Annotated in this window: 8 protein-coding genes and 2 pseudogenes; 6 read left to right on the forward strand and 4 right to left on the reverse strand. The window is 67.8% G+C overall.

What is annotated here, in order from left to right; translation table 11 throughout:
- The first annotated feature begins 201 nt into the window (after positions 1-201).
- Positions 202-1,245: pseudogene (locus P3G67_RS36355) on the forward strand (IS701 family transposase).
- A 737-nt stretch (positions 1,246-1,982) separates the two neighbouring features.
- Here P3G67_RS36355 and P3G67_RS26055 read toward each other — a convergent pair.
- Positions 1,983-2,531: pseudogene (locus P3G67_RS26055) on the reverse strand (integrase core domain-containing protein); the annotation flags it as partial.
- Between the two features lie 241 nt (positions 2,532-2,772).
- Between P3G67_RS26055 and P3G67_RS26060 the strand changes: the two are divergent.
- Positions 2,773-3,303 (forward strand): hypothetical protein, encoded by a 531-nt coding sequence (locus tag P3G67_RS26060; protein ID WP_276095682.1) that lies wholly within the window; start codon positions 2,773-2,775, stop codon positions 3,301-3,303.
- Between the two features lie 338 nt (positions 3,304-3,641).
- Here P3G67_RS26060 and P3G67_RS26065 read toward each other — a convergent pair whose 3' ends face one another.
- From P3G67_RS26065 to P3G67_RS26075, 3 genes are all read right to left on the reverse strand, one after another.
- Positions 3,642-6,035, reverse strand: coding sequence for a phosphoketolase family protein (locus P3G67_RS26065; RefSeq protein WP_276095683.1), 2,394 nt, complete (start codon positions 6,033-6,035; stop codon positions 3,642-3,644).
- A 176-nt stretch (positions 6,036-6,211) separates the two neighbouring features.
- The gene (locus P3G67_RS26070; RefSeq protein ID WP_276095684.1) at positions 6,212-6,892 is read right to left on the reverse strand and encodes an HdeD family acid-resistance protein; all 681 of its coding nucleotides are present in this window, start codon (positions 6,890-6,892) and stop codon (positions 6,212-6,214) included.
- Between the two features lie 517 nt (positions 6,893-7,409).
- Positions 7,410-7,586: a hypothetical protein gene (locus P3G67_RS26075; RefSeq protein ID WP_276095685.1), complete on the reverse strand. Its 177-nt coding sequence runs from the start codon at positions 7,584-7,586 to the stop codon at positions 7,410-7,412.
- Between the two features lie 678 nt (positions 7,587-8,264).
- Between P3G67_RS26075 and P3G67_RS26080 the strand changes: the two genes are divergently transcribed.
- Genes P3G67_RS26080 through P3G67_RS26095 form a run of 4 tightly spaced genes read left to right on the forward strand, consistent with a single transcriptional unit; the run spans position 8,265 to position 14,161 of the window.
- Positions 8,265-9,269 (forward strand): NAD(P)H-dependent glycerol-3-phosphate dehydrogenase, encoded by a 1,005-nt coding sequence (locus tag P3G67_RS26080; protein WP_276095686.1) that lies wholly within the window; start codon positions 8,265-8,267, stop codon positions 9,267-9,269.
- Position 9,270: 1 nt separating this feature from the next.
- On the forward strand, positions 9,271-10,758 hold the full coding sequence (locus P3G67_RS26085; protein WP_276095687.1) for a wax ester/triacylglycerol synthase domain-containing protein: 1,488 nt from the start codon (positions 9,271-9,273) through the stop codon (positions 10,756-10,758).
- Positions 10,755-12,713, forward strand: a complete 1,959-nt coding sequence (locus tag P3G67_RS26090) for a glycerol-3-phosphate 1-O-acyltransferase (protein WP_276095688.1) — start codon at positions 10,755-10,757, stop codon at positions 12,711-12,713. The genes P3G67_RS26085 and P3G67_RS26090 overlap by 4 nt, the downstream gene beginning before the upstream one ends.
- On the forward strand, positions 12,710-14,161 hold the full coding sequence (locus tag P3G67_RS26095) for an HAD-IB family hydrolase (protein WP_276095689.1): 1,452 nt from the start codon (positions 12,710-12,712) through the stop codon (positions 14,159-14,161). The genes P3G67_RS26090 and P3G67_RS26095 overlap by 4 nt, the downstream gene beginning before the upstream one ends.
- The last annotated feature ends 119 nt before the right edge of the window (positions 14,162-14,280 follow it).

Below are 14,280 nucleotides of genomic sequence, written 5' to 3' on the forward strand. Positions count from 1 at the left end.
CGAACGACCGCGACGCCGGATAGTTGCCGGACATCAGCCGCGGCCGAGCCTGGTCCGCGGCTGGAGGGGGCTGGACAGCGAGATGGGCCGCCACCGCGAATTCACCGTCGCCACGGACATCCCGGCTACTTCTGCGCCCCGGCCGGCCCCTGGCAGCTCGCTGGCCCCTTTCCGGACGAAGGGCAGCCGGACCTGCGTTCGATGGGTAGAGGCAAGTGCGCGATCATCTGGACCGTGACCTCTACGACTCCATCCGAGCCCGTCGCTGCTGAGCGCAATCGGATCAAGGTGTGGTATCGGCTTGTGCCACGTGAAGGCTGGCTTCCCCATGACACTGAGGGGTTGTGGGCCACACGGCTGAGCGGGGATACCGCCCGGGTGGAGAACGCCCCCTTCTTGCAGGACGGGGTCGCGGAGGGCGAGATCGTGCGGTTCGTGACGGACGCCGACGGTCTCCACTGGGTGAAGGAGCGGGTGGAGACTTCGAGTAACTGCACCTTCCGCGCCTACGCCTCCGAGCGGGGGCGAGCGCTGATCGACCGGGAACTGTATCTGCCGAAGTCCTGGACCGACGACCGGCAGCGGTGCCGAGCGGCCGGTATCCCGGACGACGTGCCGTTTCCACGAAGATCGAGCACTTCCAAGCCATGCCGCAGCGCGCCTTGAACGCGAAGGTGCCCTTCGCGTGGGTTACCGCGGACGAGGCATACGGGCAAGCCAAGCGACTGCGGTACTGGCTGGAGCAGCGCGCGGTCGCGCACGTGCTGGCGACCAAGGTCAACGACACCGTTATCACCCCCCGGGGTGCCGATATCCGGGTCGACGCCTTGTGGCCGGCCTGCCGCGGCAGGCATGGAAGCGCCTGTCAGCCGGGGCTGGTGCCCACGGGCAGCGGCTCTACGACTGGGCCCGGGTGCCGATCCGGATCTGGTGGGAGAACGGGTTCGGCCACTGGGTACTGGCCCGCCGCAGCCTCGCCGATCCCACCGAGATCGCCTACTACGTCTGCTACGGCCCGGCCGACACCCGGCTGAGGGACCCGCCCCAGTGGCCGGAGCTCGGTGGCAGGTGGAGGAATGCTTCCAGGCCGCGAAGAACGAGTGCGGCCTGGACCACTACCAGGTCCGCCGCTACGACGCCTGGTACCGGCACATCACCCTGTCCATGGCCGCACCCGCCACACTGACCGCCATCCGCGCCCGCGAACTGTCAAAGGTGGCCACGCCCTTGGACAAACCCACCTGATACCCCTGTCCGTCGCGGAAATCCGCCGCCTGATCGGACTGCTCCTCCACCCACAACATCTCACCCCGACCCACCACCTGCACTGGTCATGGTGGAGACGACTCAGCCAGACCCGCGCCCACCGCAGCCACTACAAACGCCGAGACCAAACCCCATAACTGTGATTGCAGCATTAGAGCTCTGGTTCGATTGGCCGACCACCTCGATGCTGTTCACGTTCCCGTCGACTACCGGCGACGCCGTGGTCTGGACTACACGAATCTGCTGCCGACCGAACGCTGGCGGGAGATTTGCCGCTGCACAGACACAAGCCCGGGAAGCGGCCGCCGTGAACGCATTGCCCCCAGCCACCTGTTCCAGCGCATCAGCGGGCCTCCCCTCGAAGCGGCTCCCGACCACCAAAGATTCAACGAAGCAGAGTTCCGAGCCCAAGCCGCCCGTTTTGCCGCCGTGCAAACCCCCAAGCTGGCCGCAGCGCTGGCCTACGAAGCCAGAATCTTCCTCGCCGAGCACCGTATCCGCGACGAGCCCGTGACCTGGCATCCTCCCGCCACTTTGCTGAGCGGACTCGAACTTCCCGGTCCCGACCCGGCACACATCGACATCTCACGTCTGCACCGACTCGTTCGCCAGCACAAAAACCCGGTTCAGTACGCAGCCGATGTCCTCGGCACGAGCATCGAGGCGGTCCGCCACATTCTGGACGAACGCCCAGCACCCGAACCTCCGCCGAAGAGCACGAAGTCGCAGGCGATGACGCCCTCGGCCTGCGCGGTCAGGAATTCGCGCCACGTCGGTCCTCCACGGCGTGGGGCTGGGTCGATCCCCGCCGCGGTGAGGATCTCCCAGACCGTCGTCGTGCCGACCGGGTGTCCAAGCTGAATCAGTTCGCCCTGGATCCTACGGCAGCCCCAACGAGGATTTTCTTTGGCCGGCCGCAGCACCAGCGCCTTCACCGCACCCGCGGTCGACGGCCTGCCGGGCTTCCGTCGCATGCTGTAGTCCCACTTTCGCGTGATGAGCCTGCGATGCCACGCGAGCAGCGTCGCGGGCGTCACCGCAAACACCTGCGCCCACCGGCGCCGGGGGATCAGCGAGGACAGCGCCGCAAACCACAGGCGATCCGTCGGCTCGTACCGCACTGGCCTCGTCAGCTGCCTCCGCAGCACCGCGTTCTCGCGCCGCAGAACAAGCAGTTCCGCGTCGTTGGCCGCGTCCCGCCGCAGCAGCAACGCCGGAGCCGCGAGCAGCTTCCGAGCCACCTGGTACACCAATGAGACGATCACCCGGACAGCTTCCAGTAGACCGTAGTAGCGCGCCAGACCGCCTCCGAGCAGCAGCGATGAGTTTCCGAATGGCATAGGCTAACGCCGGAAATAACCGATTCTCCGCAAGTCTGATCAGTGGGCCTGACAACAGGAAGGGCGGTGAGCGCATCAACGCCCTCTACACGATGAACCGTATGCTCGACGGTGACCCCTTCTACGTGAAGATCACTTCCTAGCCATCACGCTGGAGCGGCAAAGCATGGAGCCCATCGCGCAGTTCCAAACTGTGGCTCTACCAGATCGTCGTGTCATCCAGATTTACGATGCCGACGCCTACCTCGGAGACAGCAACGCACTCGACGAGGCGGAGACCAAGGTGGTCGCTGGCAACGGGTACCACCTTTACATCCTCAGCCTGCAGCCGGCCATCGAGGTCGAAGTCGTCATTCGCGTCTGGGAAACGCCGCAGGACCCGATCGAGGCAGCTGAGGGATGCGTCCCGGTGACCTTGGAATCTGAGACCGGCGTGCTCGTCGTCAACCAGTTCACACTGGGACCGGCTGGCACCATGGACCTGCCCAAGTCCGGTGTCTACGAAGGGCATGTCTCGTGGACCGCGCGACAGGCCACTGGCGACTACTACGGCGACACCATCGCGCAAGGCGCCGACGAAGAATGGGGCCCGGACCAATTTGGGCAAGCCTGGCAACGATGCCCCGTCACCGAGCGATACGTCCTCGATCTGTGGTTCGTCCGCGAACCGGAACCCATTGACGAGGACGACGAGTAGCGGAGGACCAGCGGCCCCCGTAACGCAGCCCTCCCGTCGTTCCGGAGCGCGCCCTACCGGCTCTAGCGGTGGGGCGCGCTCTCGTTCAGGACAGTGACACTCCGGCACGGCTACGAGTACTACGCCGCAGCTCTCCGCAGCGCCTCCGTGTGCCACCGATTCGGTGGACATCGCCGGGAACAATGGCAGTTGCCAACATGCTCGCGGTGTCGATTGCTCGCGTTGGCGTTCAAGAAGGAGAACGCGCGCCTGTAGTTTTCTGCCTCCGAGGCAATGGGCGCCTCCCCGAAGACATGACCGCGGCCACTTACCTTCGCCGGACCAACCGCAGGCCCTGATCAGTGTGTCCAGGTCCAGTTGGCGACCTCGGGCAGGTCGACGCCGTGCTCGCGGATCCACGCGTGGTGGCGGGTGCGGACGTCCGCCATCCGCTGACGGACGGCGGCAGCGCGTACGGCGAGTCCGGGGACGCGGTCGATGACGTCCATGACCAGGCGGTATCGGTCCAGGTCGTTGCGGACCACCATGTCGAAGGGGGTCGTGGTGGTGCCCTCCTCCTTGTAGCCGCGCACGTGCAGGTGCGGGTGTCCGGCGCGGCGGTAGCTCAGGCGGTGGATCAGCCAGGGGTAGCCGTGGTAGGCGAAGATGACGGGTTTGTCGCGGGTGAACAGCGCGTCGTACTCGCTGTTGGGCATGCCGTGCGGGTGCTCCTCGGCCGGTAGCAGGCGGGCGATGTCGACGACGTTGACCACTCGTACGACGAGGTCGGGTACGTGCCGGCGGAGCAGGCCGGTGGCGGCCAGTACTTCTTGGGTCGGTACGTCGCCTGCGCAGGCCAGCACCACGTCGGGTTCCCGGGTGCCGTCCTCGGTACCTGCCCACTCCCAGATTCCGGCGCCGCGTGCGCAGTGCTCCCGGGCCTCGTCCAGTGTCAGCCAGTCGAAGCACGGCTGTTTGCCCGCGACCACGACGTTGACGTAGTTGCGGCTGCGCAGCACGTGGTCGGCGGTGGCCAGCAGGGTGTTGGTGTCCGGCGGCATGTAGACCCGCACCGCTTCGGGGCTCTTGTTGAGGATGTGGTCGACGAAGCCGGGGTCCTGGTGGGAGAAGCCGTTGTGGTCCTGGCGCCACACGTGCGAGGTGAGCAGGTAGTTCAACGAGGGGATGGGGGCCCGCCAGGGCAGGCGCCGGGTGGTGCGCAGCCACTTGATGTGCTGGTTGACCATGGAGTCGATGATGTGGACGAACGCCTCGTAGCAGGAGAACAGGCCATGACGGCCTGTCAGCAGATATCCCTCCAGCCAGCCCTGGCACGTGTGCTCGGACAGGATTTCCATCACCCGCCCGCCGCGCACGAGGTTCTCGTCGGTGGCTAGCACCTCGGCTTCCCACGCCTTGCCGGTGGCCTGGTACACGGCTTGCAATCGGTTGGAGGCGGTCTCGTCCGGGCCGACGATCCGGAAGTCGCGGCGCTCGGTGGTGTCCTCCATGATCTGTTCCAGCAGGCCGCCGAGGATGCGAGTGGGTTCGTTCAGGGTGGTGCCGGGCTTGTCGAGGCCGATGGCGTACTTCTCCAGTGGCGGCATGGGCAGTTCACGGGTGAGCAGTCCGCCGTTGGCGTGCGGGTTGGCGCCCAGCCGCCGCTCGCCTCGGGGCAGGCAGGCGAGCACGTGGGGGCGGGGGTGCCCGTGTTCGTCGAAGAGCTCCTCGGGGCGGTAGGAGCGCAGCCACTGCTCCAACTGACGTAGATGCGCGGGGCTTTCGCGTACCGCCGCCATCGGTACTTGGTGGGCGCGCCAGGTGCCCTCCACGGGCACGCCGTCGACCTCGGCGGGCCCGGTCCACCCCTTGGGTGTGCGCAAAACGATCACGGGCCAGCGTGGCCGTTCGGTGATGCCCTCCTCGCGGGCACTGCGCTGGATGGCAGCGATCATGTCGAGTGCCTGGTCCATGGCGTGGGCCATCGCCTGGTGGACCGCGTGCGGGTCGCTGCCGGTGACGTGGAGGGGATGGTGCCCGTATCCGCGTAGCAGGTCATCGAGTTCCGGCTCAGGCAGGCGGGCGAGCACTGTGGGGTTGGCGATCTTGTAGCCGTTCAGGTGCAGGATCGGGAGCACCGCGCCATCGTGGACGGGGTCAAGGAACTTGTTGGAGTGCCAGGAGGTGGCCAGCGGGCCGGTCTCGGCCTCGCCGTCACCGATCACGCAGGCGACCAGTAGTTGTGGGTTGTCCAGCGCGGCGCCGTAGGCGTGGGAGAGGGAGTAGCCCAGCTCGCCGCCTTCATGGATGGAACCTGGCGTCTCCGGGGCGACGTGGCTGGGTACACCGCCGGGGAAGGAGAACTGTCGGAACAGGCGGCCCATACCAGCTGCGTCGCGGGTGATGTCGGGATAGGTCCGGGTGTAGCTGCCGTCGAGCCAGGAACCGGCGAGCACGGCAGGCCCGCCGTGGCCAGGACCCCAGATGCAGATCGCGTCCAGGTCGCGGGCCTTGATCACCCGGTTGAGGTGGGTGTAGACGAGGTTCAGCCCGGGGGAGGTGCCCCAGTGCCCGAGCAGCCGCGGCTTGACGTGCTCAGGGCGCAGCGGCTCGGACAGCAGCGGATTGGCCATCAGGTAGATCTGTCCGACCGCGAGGTAGTTCGCGGCCCGCCATTGGGCGTCCACTTCGGTGAGTTCCTGGTCGCTGAGCACCGTGGGCGGGTTGGTAGCGTTCCGCTCTTCGGGACGCATGAAGGACCTCCCGGACGGGAGCCGGATCGGAGACAACGACGCTGCGGTCCGAAGACCGTGCCTTCTACTGTCGCAGCCGCATCGGCAGGACACACCTCGGGCCGGTAGCCGACGGCTCTCCTCGGCGTGGGCTCCGGCAACCCAGCCGTGCCGCAGCCTGGCGGCGGATAGTCGGTTCAGGAGTGGCCGAGATGCGGGCGCCAGGTGTGGCCAGCAGCGGCCGTCCGGCCAGCCGCCGTGAGGCGCCGCAACTGGTGACGTAGCTGGAAGCCGTGGACGACCTCGCTCAGCCCGAGCACCACCAGCACGATGCCGACCACCTCGGTGAGCACCGCGATCGAGGCGAACGGGAAAATGATCAGCACCACCCCGGCGAGCAGCGTGAGGATGCCCAGGAAGATCTGCCAGCCCCGCGCGGGCATGGCTGGGGCCGATGCCGCCGAGGCGGTGGTCAGCATGCCGCGCAGCAGCCAGCCGAACCCGATCCACAGGGCCAGCAGCAGGATCGACTCCGCCGCGCCGCGGAAGCACAAGAGGCCCAGCAGCACCAGCAACGCACCACCCACGAAGTGCAGGGCTCGTAGGTGCCCCGGAATGTGGCTACCGAAGGTCGCGGCGAGGTGGAAGACACCGGTGGCCAGCAGGTAGATGCCGAACACCACGCCGACCACGCGCAGCGTGGCGCCTGGCCACACCAGCACCACCACGCCGACCGCGACCGCGGCAACCCCGGCGGCAAGCACCGCCTGCCAGGCGGCATCGGCCAGGGCGCCGAGTGGGCCGCCGTGCGGTAGCGCGCCATGGGCTTGCGCGTCCGGCTCGGTGGTGGAACGCGGTTCGTCAGAGGAGCGGCTCATCGTCACTTCTCCTCTCGTCGTGGAGGGGTGTTTGCGGATAACGTGCCCTTGGGACAGCCGAAGCCGATCCGGACAGTCCCCCTGGCGATACGGAGGATCCCCACCGCTTGCCGGCGGCAGTTCCGAGTCTCAGCCACCTCCGACAACGTCGAAAGGGACGTGGTTTCAGGGTGACACGCTGGGCGCTGTGACGGATTGGGTCATGCGACCAGCATCGGCAGGACTTTGGTACTGATGCCAACCTGTGGTGGCACTAGAAGCCCGACGAGGACGCCGGTACCTTTCCGCAGCCACACACCATCACAGCCGCCACGGGCGGGAACACCTTGGCACCAGATCCAGGGCTGACGGACAACCGTGGTGGATCAGCAGCCGTGGCACGGGCTTGGTGCGACGCCCGGGCCGTATGCACGGTGGAGCGGCTGGCGATGCGGGTCGCCTTGCCGCTTCCCGCACCTGCCAACCGCTCACCAGCGTTGCTCAAGGCAGAGTGCCTGGGCCGTAACGGGCGCCGTGGTCAGTACCAGCCCCCGCCCCAGCCGCCGCCTCCGCCGCGGACGCTGACAGTGGCGACGTGGGTCGGGTGTTGCGGTGTAGCTGATGCGGTGGACAGGCCGCCGACGGTCGCGAACGCACCGGCAGTGAGCACCCCGGTGGCCGCAGCCACGGCGAGGCGCCGTATCGGCTTGCGCATGGCGCTCTCCTAACCTCTTACGGGGGCGGCGGATTGCCGCTCCTCAAGTCCATGGTGTGCCCACTCGGCCGACATATACAAGCAAAACACCATAAAACTCACACAAGTTGGAAATCCGATGCCCCGTCGCCTCTCGTGCCGCCGCCTACCGCCGAGTAAGCAACGAAACGCCTGGTCGCAACCGTCCGCCAGCCCAACCCGCCTGGGCGCAACCTCGCACCACCCCGTCACACCGGCCGTAACCCTGCGCACCCCACCCCTCCTGCAATGGATCGCCACTGGACAAGACCCCCGCGCCGCGGCGTACCGCGCGTAACCTGTCGAACCGTGACGGTCTTTGCGGATGAGACGCGGCCGCGGTGCCGAGCATCTGTTGCGGATGGCGAACATGGCGGACGTCCGCACGACCCCTGCTGGCGGCCGCTCACGGCCATCGGAAGGGGGCTCAGCTGCGTGCGTAGATCACGGATATCGGAACGAGCGGCAGCCCGCGCCGCCCGCAACCCAGCCGCTCAACGAGAAACGGGTCCCTGACGCGACCTCCCGCACCGTCAGAGCCTGTGTCCTCGGTCTCCCCAACGTGCGTGGTGGGTGGTCTCACGCCGCCGCCTGACGCGCGTGGGCGCTGGGTTGCCTCCTCTTTTTGAGGTATCCCGCGCACTCACTTAGCCTTTTTACGTGCGCACGCCGCGGATGACGGTCGTCGGCGCTGGTTCGTGGGGAACCACGATCGCGTCGCTAGCCGCCCGCAATGTGCCGGTCCTGCTGTGGGCGCGCGAGCCGGGACTGGCTGAGCGGATCACTGCCACTCACGAGAATCCGGACTATCTGGCGGGTCATCCGTTGCATCCGGAGCTGAAGGCGACCGCGTCGCTGGCCGCAGCTGCCGACCAGGCGGATGTGGTCGTGATGGCTGTGCCGACACACGCGTTCCGGCAGGTCCTGGCGGAACTGGCGCCCCACGTTCGTCCATGGGTCCCTGTGGTGAGTGCCGCGAAGGGGTTCGAGGAGGGCACCAACAAGCGGATGAGCGAGGTGATCGCGGAGGAGCTTCCCGGTCACCCCGCAGGTGTCCTGTCCGGTCCGAACCTGGCGGTGGAAGTCCTTACCGGCCTGGCGGCGGCGGCCGTCATCGCCATGCCCGACCTTTCCGTTGCACAGCGCCTGCAGGGCCTGATGCGGACCAGACTGTTCCGGGTGTACACGGCCACCGACGTGATCGGTGTGGAGGTCGGAGGGGCCGTGAAGAACGTCGTCGCGATCGCCGCGGGGATGGCGGACGGGCTGGGAACCGGCGACAACACCCGGGCCATGGTCATCTGCCGTGGGGTGGCCGAGATGACCCGCCTGGGGGTCGCCATGGGCGGGAACCCGGCCACCTGCGCCGGGCTGACCGGCCTCGGTGACGCCATCGCGACCAGCATCAGCCCGCTCAGCCGCAACCGCAGTCTCGGGATGCAGATCGCCCGGGGCAAGACGGTGGAAGAGGCGACTCACGGCTCGCACATGGTGACGGAAGGCGTGCGCGCCTCGCGGGCATCGCATGAGCTCGCGGAGAAGCTCGGTGTGGACGCTCCCATCATCCGGGAGATCAATGCCGTGGTGAACGAGGGAAGGACTCCCCAAGAAGCCTTCCGCGGGCTGCTGCACGTCAAGCCCGCGACAGAAAGCGAGGCCGGCTGACATGGGCGCGATCGACCTGCCGGCCAGCGCGGTGGAGACCGGCATGCCGCTCGAGTGGGGCATCGAGCGAACGATGACGGACTTCGAGGCCACGATGTGGCGCTTGGAGGCCGACCCTCGGCTGCGGTCGCCGGTGGCCGCGGTGGAAGTCCTCGACCGCACTCCGGACTGGGACCGGTTCCTGGCCGCGCACGAGTGGGCCACCCGGGTACTGCCCCGGGCCCGGATGCGGGTCGTTGACACGCCCCTGCACCTGGGCAACCCGGTCTGGGCGGTGGACCCCAACTTCGACCTGAGCTTCCATGTGCGGCGGCAGCACCTGCCGTCACCAGCGACATTCGATCAGGCTCTGCAGGTGTGCCAGGCAGTCGTCAGCGAGCCCTTCGACCCGGCTCGCCCGCCGTGGCAGGCATTGCTCGTCGAAGGCATGCAAGGGGGACCGGCCGTCTACCTGATCAAGACGCATCACAGCCTCACCGACGGGCTCGGCGGCATGCAGATGCTGGCTCTGCTGCACAGTCGTCGACGCAGGCACAACCCCCACAAGTGGCAGTGCGAGCCGCCCGCGGGCGAGCCGATTGGGCCGTGGGGTGCGCTGAGCGAGCAGGTGACCAGGGGCGCGCGTGCCGCGCCCACCCGACTGGTGGCCACGGCGCTGCGCGCGCCCAGGACGCTGGCCCTCGCCACCCACCCGGCCAGCGCGGCAGCCGCCATCCGCTGGCTGCGCTCGCTGAACCACCTGCTGGCCCCGCCCACCTGCCCGCCGTCGCCGCTGCTGCGCGGCCGCAGCCTGTCCTACCGGTTCTCGGTACTGGAGACCACGGTGGACGCCCTCAAACGGGCAGGCAAGGCAGGCGGCGGTTCACTCAACGACGCCTACGTCGCAGCGCTCCTGGGCGGCTTCCGCCGATATCACGAGGCATTGGGCTGCCCCATCGGGCAAGTACCGATGGCGATGCCGGTGAGCATGCGTACCGGGGGCAACCCTATGGGCGGCAACCGCTTCTCCGGTGCGCGCTTCGCGGCCCCGGTCGACATCGAAGATCCGGCCGAGCGGATCGCAGCCATCCGCGAAATCATCCTGTCGGTGCGCCACGAGCCGGCGCTCGACGCCCTCCAGATGCTCGCGCCCGCGCTGAGCAGGATTCCAACGCCGCTGTTCACCGACTGGTACGCCAGCCAGTCCACCCGCCTTGACCTGCAAGCCAGCAACTTCCGGGGAATACCGGTGCCCGTCTACGTCGCCGGAGCCCGCATCGAGCGCATGTTCCCCTTCGGGCCGCTACCCGGGTGTGCGGTCATGGTCGTACTGGCCTCGCACTGCGGCGTGTGCTGCATCGGGATCAACGCGGACCCGGCCGCGGTCACCGAGCCTGACCTGTTCCTGCACTGCATGCAGGCGGGTTTGGACGAGGTGCTTCGCCTAGGCGGCGGGACCGCGCCCCGAAGCCTTACCGCCTGGCGGAAGGCATGGGAGGAATCCTCGTGATCATCGGTCCGGGTGAGCTACGAGGCCGTCTGGCCGGACTCAAGCCTGGAGCGCTTCCGGGTGTCCTGCGCAAGCGCGCCGCGCGGGTGCGCGACCGCGCCGAACATTCCATGCTCACCGAGCAGGGCAATTTTCCGTCCTTGGTGTGCGAGGACGTCACCAGAAGCGCCCGATACCGCTGTGGGCTTCGGGAACTGGCCTCCAGGCTGGACCTTCCGCCCGCCGCCGTCGCCCGACGTGCCCGTGCGTACCTGCGGGAGATGGTGGCCAGTCAGAACAGGCTTGCCGTCGACAGCTGGGGACGGTTCGGCTCCTACGTCGCTCGCGCCTACAGGATCGACATCGCTCCTGCGCGCCTGGACGAAGTGCGGCGGCTCGGTCAGCACCACCCCCTGGTTTTCCTCCCCAGCCACCGTTCCTATCTCGATCCACTGGTGCTGCGCCCGGCGCTGCTGCAAAACGGCTTCCCGCCGAACCACGTCCTGTCCGGGATCAACCTGTCCTTCTGGCCGCTGGGCCCACTGGCCCGGCGCAGCGGATATGTGTTCATCCGCCGCAGTCTCGCCGGGGACGAGGTCTACAAGTGGGTGCTGCGCGAGTACTTCGGCTACCTGTTGCGGAAGGGCGCCAACCTCGAGTGGTACGTCGAGGGCGGTCGCAGCCGTACGGGCAAGCTGCGGCCTCCCCGCTACGGTCTGCTGACCTACCTGACCGAGGCGTTCTGCGACGGTGGTGTGGACGACGTCTATCTCGTACCGGTCTCCATCATCTATGACCAGCTGTACGAGGTCGGCGCCATGGAGGCGGAGGCGCGCGGGGGGACGAAGAAGCCTGAGAGCCTGTCCTGGATGGTGCGGTATCTCCGAGCCCAGGGCAGGCAGCGTGGTCAGGTGCACCTGGCCTTCGGTGAGCCGCTGTCGCTCGCGGGCGAGGTGGGAGGCGACTGGCCCGCGCGTCCTCCGGCGCAGCGACGCCTCGCCGTTCAGAAGCTGGGAATCGAGGTCATGCATCGCATCGATTCCGTCACCCCGGTCACGGCGACGGGACTTGTCGCGCTGTGCCTGCTGGGCCTGGAAGGCCGGGCCCTGTCGGTCGCGGAGATCGAAGCCGAGCTCGGTCCGCTACTCCGCTATGTCCTGCGCCGTGACCTGCCCAGCACCGGCGGACTGCCTCTACGGGATGCCGACGGCGTCACACGCGTGCTGGAGGTGCTGATCTCCAGTGGGGCGATCACCCGTTACGACAGGGGCACCGAACCGGTGTACCAGGTCGCCGAGGGCCAGGATCTGGTCGCCGCTTTCTACCGGAACAACATCATCCACTTCCTGGTCAACCGGGCTGTGGCGGAGCTGGTGCTTCAGGCCGCGGCTGAGGAGCACTACCAGGCCCCCGTTGCGGATGGCTGGAAAGAGGCGCTGCGACTGCGGGAGTTGCTGAAGTTCGAGTTCTTCTTCAGCGACAAGCGGACCTTCCGTAACGAGATCCGATCGGAACTCGCTGTCATCGACGAGCGGTGGGCCGAGCGGTTGCGGTCACCGCGGGCTGCCGTCGAGTTGCTGGAACGGGCCCGGCCACACCTGGCCCACCGGATTCTGGCGTCGTATCTGGAGGCGTACCTCGTCGTCGCCGACCGGCTCGCCGCTCGCTCGTCACACGAGCCGGTCGAAGAAAAGCCGTTCTTGAACGAATGCCTTGCTGTCGGGCGTCAGTTGCTCTTGCAACATCGCATCAGCAGCGGTGAATCACTGTCCGTCGAGCTGTTCTCCACCGGGCTGCGACTCGCCCGCCACCGCGGACTGGTCGAGCCAGGCGGCGAGCGGGTCGCGGAGCTCCGGGCCGCGTTCGCACGCGAGTTGGAGACGCTCGTGAGCCGGGTGCACAGCTCTCGTTCGCTTGCGCTGAGGGACATCAGCGCGGTGCCCCCACCGTCGCCGGCAGTCGGGGGGCAGCCATGACCAGCGTCGCCGCGCTCCTCGCGTCCATCGCCGATGCGCCACCGGGTCCGTCGACGGCTGCCGTCTTCGATCTCGACGGAACGATCGTCCAGGGCTACACGGTGAAGACCGTCTACCGCGACCAGTTGAGCCATGCCGACATCACCCCGGGGCAGTTCAACCGTTTGGCGCTGGCCGCGCTGGACATGCGGTTCCGGCAGGCTCCCCTCGACAAGCTCATCGGCGTGGCCTTCGAGGCGCTGGCCGGGCGTACGGAGGACGAGCTCAGCGAACTCGGCGAGCGGCTGTTCCGCCAGGATATCGCCAGCCGGATCTATCCGCAGGCGCGCCAGTTGGTCCACGCGCACCGCAAGGCCGGGCACCGGATCGTGATGGCGACGTCCGCGACACCGTTCCAGGCCGACCCCGTCGCCACCGACATGGGTTTCGACACCGTGCTGTGCACGCGCCCGAAGGTGCGGGCCGGGACGCTCACCGGCGATGTGGACGGCGACATCCTCTGGGGCCCCGGCAAGGCGCGGGCGATCACCGACTACGCCCAACAAGAGGGCATCCACCTGTCCGACAGCTTCGCCTACAGCAACGGCACCGAGGATGTCCCGATGCTCAAAGCGGTCGGCCACCCACGGCCGCTGAACCCCGAGCCAGGACTCGCTGACATCGCACACATGCGCGGCTGGCCGATTGCCCGGCTCGAACCACCCCGCCGCGGTCTCACGCTCACCGCGGCCCTGCGCACCGGTGCGGCACTCACCGCCTTGAGCACATCGGCGACGCTGGGAGCCGCCATCGGACTGCTCAACCGCAACCGGCAGGCCGGCGCCAACGTTCCCACCGCAGCGGGCTGCGGCCTCGCCCTGGCCCTCGGCGGCATAACACTCAAGGTCACCGGTGAGAACAACCTGTGGAGCCATCGCCCGGCGGTGTTCATGTTCAACCACCAAAGCAGCCTGGACATGCTGGTGGTCGGCGACCTCCTTCGCCGCGACTGCACCGGGATCGCGAAGAAGGAACTGGCCCGCGACCCACGATTCGCCCCCATCGGCTGGGTCATGGACATCGTCTACGTCGACCGGGCACACACCCAGCACGCCAAAGAAGCCCTGCAGCCAGCGGTCAGCAAGCTACGCGAGGGCATCTCCATCGCCATCGCGCCGGAGGGCACCCGCTCTCCCACCTCGACGCTCGCCCCGTTCAAAAAGGGCGGATTCCACATCGCCCTACAAGCGGGCGTGCCCATCGTACCGATCGTCATCCGCAACACCGGTGAGCTCATGTGGCGCAACTCGGTTTGGCTGCACCCCGGCACCGTGGACGTCGCGGTACTGGAGCCCGTCCCGACGTCAGGCTGGAACCCCGACGACCTCAACGACCACGTCGCATACGTCCGCCAGCGCTTCCTCGACACGCTGGCCGACTGGCCAGGAGAGATCTCCCATGCCCCTTGAGGAAATGAGTGCGCGTTCCCGGCCACGTGGCCGCAGACGGTCGGTTCGCGGCCCCGACTCCCTCCGTACGGAGGGAAGTTCACGAGCGCAACGTCGAAAACCAGGAAGGAGGAGGCACC

The organism is Streptomyces silvisoli (genome assembly GCF_029269905.1).
Taxonomy (GTDB): Bacteria; Actinomycetota; Actinomycetes; order Streptomycetales; family Streptomycetaceae; genus Streptantibioticus_A; species Streptantibioticus_A silvisoli_A.

Bases quoted from the DNA above. Each gene is read 5' to 3' on its own strand.
- P3G67_RS26060 (WP_276095682.1), top strand. From the start codon at position 2,773: ATGGAGCCCATCGCGCAGTTCCAAACTGTGGCTCTACCAGATCGTCGT.
- P3G67_RS26065 (WP_276095683.1), bottom strand. From the start codon at position 6,035: ATGCGTCCCGAAGAGCGGAACGCTACCAACCCGCCCACGGTGCTCAGC.
- P3G67_RS26070 (WP_276095684.1), bottom strand. From the start codon at position 6,892: ATGAGCCGCTCCTCTGACGAACCGCGTTCCACCACCGAGCCGGACGCG.
- P3G67_RS26075 (WP_276095685.1), bottom strand. From the start codon at position 7,586: ATGCGCAAGCCGATACGGCGCCTCGCCGTGGCTGCGGCCACCGGGGTG.
- P3G67_RS26085 (WP_276095687.1), top strand. From the start codon at position 9,271: ATGGGCGCGATCGACCTGCCGGCCAGCGCGGTGGAGACCGGCATGCCG.
- P3G67_RS26095 (WP_276095689.1), top strand. From the start codon at position 12,710: ATGACCAGCGTCGCCGCGCTCCTCGCGTCCATCGCCGATGCGCCACCG.